General features: G+C 68.1%; 2 protein-coding genes. Both read right to left on the bottom strand.

The annotated features are described in order from the left end of the window. Nucleotides 1–869, bottom strand: an 869-nt coding sequence (locus JNN06_RS07205; RefSeq protein WP_291238918.1) for a hemolysin family protein, incomplete at its 3' end; no start/stop codon positions are given. A 93-nt stretch (nt 870–962) separates the two neighbouring features. Further along, nucleotides 963–1,898 (bottom strand): ATP-binding domain-containing protein (locus tag JNN06_RS07200; RefSeq protein WP_291238917.1); only part of this gene is annotated, 936 nt, incomplete at its 5' end.

The following is a 1,898-nucleotide window of genomic DNA, read 5'->3' as shown; positions in this document are numbered from 1 at the left end:
TCGCGCACCACCGGCGCAGGCACCACCATGGCGCGCAGGTCCGCACCGGCGCGCGCGCCGGTCTGGCCCAGATAATCGCGCGCATGCAGCACCCCGATCACCGTATCGGCATCGCCGTCGGTGACCGCCAGCCGCGAATGGCGGCTTTCCCTGAAGCGGCGCGCGATGGTGGCAGAGGCATCGGCCAGATCGACCGCCTCGACCTCATGGCGCGGTGTCATCAGGCCGCGGGCGGTGCGGTCGGCAATGCGCATCACACCCGCGATCATCTCGGTTTCGGCCCGGTCCATCACGCCCGCGCTCTCGGCCTCCGAGATCACCAGCTTGATTTCCTCATCCGACATGGTGCTGTCCGACACGCCCGATTGGCCCAGAAGCCGCAGCACGATGCGGCCCGACACATCCAGCAGCCAGACCAGCGGCGCCGCCAGCCGCGCGATCCACAGCATCACCGGAGCGACCTTGGCCGCCACCGCCTCGGGGGCGCGCAGCGCGATCTGTTTGGGCACCAATTCGCCCACGATCAGCGACAGATAGGTGATGGCGACCACCACCGTGGCCACGCCCAAAGGCTGCGCCAGACCAGGCGAAAGCCCGGCCTCCAGCAGCGCAGCCGACAGGCGCGCGCCCAGCGTGGCACCGGAAAACGCCCCCGACAGCACGCCGACCAGCGTGATGCCGATCTGCACCGAGGAGAGGAAGCGCCCCGGCTCCTCGGCCAGCCGCATCGCAATCACCGCCCCGCGCGAGCCGCGATCCGCCAGCACCTTCAGCCGCGCGGTGCGGGCCGAGACAATGGCAAGCTCGGACATCGCCAGACCTCCGTTCACCAGGGTGAGCAGCAGGACGATCGCGATTTCAAGATACATGGGCCTGTAGGGGAAAAGCGCCGGGCCGGGCCGGCAGGATGCCCCAAGATAGGCCGAGGCGGGTGCGGTTTCCAGCCCCGATTGCAGGAAAACCTATTCTTCCGCCTGCAAGGCAAAGGGGGCCGGGGCTTGCAGGCGCAGATCGTCGATGCCCAGCGGGGTTTGCGGGCGGCCCAACCGGTTGCGGATCACCCAGTGCAGCCGCTTTTCGGCGCGGGTGATCGCCACATAGGCCAGACGCTTCCAGAGCGCGATCCCCGCCTCGGACCGGCCCGCCTGCGCCGCCGCCCACAGATCTGGCGCAAAGACCTGCACTTCGGGCCATTGCGACCCTTGCGCCTTGTGGATCGTCACCGCCGCGCCATGCAGGAAGGTGGCGCCCATGGTGGCGGCCTGCGGGATGAAGGGTTCCTCCTCATCCGGCTTTTCGATCTTGATGATCGAGGCGGCAGAGAGCTGCGGCTCCTCGGCGCCGGTGACATGCAGCTTGGCAAAGCCGGGGCGATTGCCGGGGCCCAGATAGATCACCTGCGCGCCTTTGATGAGGCCGCGCGCCTCCAGATCAATGCGCTTCTTGCGATGCTTCAGCGGCAGCTCGATCCCGTCACAGATCAGCGGCTCGCCGGGCAAGAGCGCATCCTCGGGCGCGCCATGCACCGCGCGGAAGGCGTTGATCAGGCGAATGCGGGTGGCGTTGCGCCAGACCAGCACCGGGCTGCGCGCCATCATCTCGCTATCCACCCGCTCGGCCATCACCACGCGGTCATCGCGGCGGGCGGCGTCTTGCACCATGCGCTCGAATTCCTCGAAGCCAAGCGCCGGATCGGCCAGCGCATGCGCCAGATCAAGGATCGGGTTGCCCTCGGCCTGCCGGTGGATGCGCGACAGGTGCAATTGCCGCTCGCGCCCCAGTTTCTCGAACACCATCTGGCCGGACTGGTTCACCGGTGCCAGCTGCGCCGGATCGCCAAACAGCACCAGCGTGGGGAAGATGTCGCGCAGATCGTCAAACTGGCGGTCATCCAGCAT

The sequence above is a fragment of the Gemmobacter sp. genome, from assembly GCF_016792925.1.
Classification (GTDB): domain Bacteria; phylum Pseudomonadota; class Alphaproteobacteria; order Rhodobacterales; family Rhodobacteraceae; genus Gemmobacter.
Note: the sequence above shows the minus strand (reverse complement) of the source record. Positions and strands in the feature narration are given on the sequence as shown.